This is a genomic window from Mesorhizobium sp. M4A.F.Ca.ET.050.02.1.1 (genome assembly GCF_003997725.1).
Taxonomy (GTDB): domain Bacteria; phylum Pseudomonadota; class Alphaproteobacteria; order Rhizobiales; family Rhizobiaceae; genus Mesorhizobium.
Genome location: NZ_RZSG01001113.1, coordinates 1 through 1479, shown reverse-complemented (window position 1 = coordinate 1479; position 1479 = coordinate 1). Strand labels below are relative to the sequence as shown.

The following is a 1479-nucleotide window of genomic DNA, read 5'->3' as shown; positions in this document are numbered from 1 at the left end:
TCTATGCCGACATACTGGCCAATGCCGCCCGCAATGGCTGGGACTACGCGCCCGGATGCGATCGCCAGCGGCTCGAAGCGGCATTTCGAGGAGATGAAGCTGGAATTGATCGCGGCCGGATATGAGATCGTCCCCGTCGGCGCCCGGCCGCGCTGTCCCCACTTCGACGCGCTGGCGAGCGAATAGCAACGAAAAGGCCGGGGTCGCCGGGCCGCGGCGCCGAGAGCCGATTTCAGCAAAATATCAGCAGCCGTTCAGGACGGCGAGCGCGCGTTGCGGCAATGCTGAAGCAATACAGGCCTCGGAGCGACTGGGAAACCACTGATCCTGGAGATCGATCATGCGTGAGAAAGCTGAAGGAGCGCTTTGGCCCTCGATGCTGGCGCAGGAGGAAACGCAGCGCATCCTGTCGATGGGCGTTGCCGGGTTCATCTGCGGCGAAGCCAATGAGATGCTGGCCTATTTCGAGCGGCAGTCGCCGTGCGATCCGGCACCCCGGTCCGGCGGGCGGCCGAGCCTATGGCTCCGGATTCGCCCAATCCTTCCGCACTTCATTTTTCCGGGCGGCTTCTTTCGGACTTGACCTTGCGGGCATTCTGCCGCTCCGATAATCGCCGCGCGAAGGTGCGCGACGATGGGGCAAGGGCTTGTCGCAACAGATCGGCAGCGCGGTTCTCGATCTTGACCTGGGCACGCTCAGGCGTGACGGCGAGATCGTGCCGGTCCGGCCGAAAACCTTTGAGCTTCTCGCGTTCCTGATATGCAATTCCGGCAGGGTGCTGAGCAAGGACGAATTGTTGCGGGCGGTCTGGCCGGACACCATGGTCACCGAGGATTCGCTCACCCAGTGCATTCGCGACGCGCGCAAGTCGATCGGTGACGAGGCGCAGGCGCTGATCCGTACCGTCCCCCGACGCGGCTATCTGTTCCAGGCCGCCGAAATGCAGGCCGCAGATCCGCGGGCACAAGTGCCGGTTCAGCCGCGACGGGCGGCCGAACCGATGGTCGCCATCCTGCCGTTCCACGTTGAGACGTGCGACGCGCCCGGCAAGGTGCTGTTCGACGGCGCGGTCGAGGAGATCACCAACGCGCTGTCCCACTTCAAGACCATAGCGGTGATGGCACGCCACTCGGCCTTCGCGCTCGCCGAGCATTGGACGGAGGATATCAACGCGACCGCCGTACGGCTCGGCGCCGACTACATAGCGGAAGGGGTCGTGGAATCCGCTGGAGGCGGCTACAGCGCGCGCGTCGTGCTGACCGAGACGGCATCCGGCCGTCGCGTCTGGTCGCAAGGCTTCACGTTCGTCAAAGGCGATATCTTCGCCTTCCAGAAAACGGTCGCTCAGCGGATCGCGACGGCGCTGGTCACCAACGTCGAAAGCGCGGTCATGCGGCGTGGCCAGCCCGCATCCACCGCCAATGTCGAGGCCTACCTCCATCTGCTGCGCGGCATGGCTCTGCTGCGCAGCTATGGCG

3 protein-coding genes are annotated in these 1479 nt (G+C 64.8%); all 3 read left to right on the top strand.

Annotation, left to right across the window (positions count from 1 at the left end; translation table 11 throughout):
* The coding region (locus EOA33_RS39525) for a hypothetical protein (protein WP_210212647.1) at positions 1-186 on the top strand (186 nt) is incomplete at its 5' end.
* Positions 187-376: 190 nt separating this feature from the next.
* Positions 377-583 carry a hypothetical protein gene (locus EOA33_RS35480; RefSeq protein WP_126055285.1) on the top strand — a complete coding sequence of 69 codons (207 nt, stop codon included), beginning with the start codon at positions 377-379 and terminating at the stop codon, positions 581-583.
* 64 nt (positions 584-647) lie between these two features.
* A partial coding sequence (locus EOA33_RS35475) for a winged helix-turn-helix domain-containing protein (protein WP_190234491.1) occupies positions 648-1479 on the top strand: 832 nt, incomplete at its 3' end.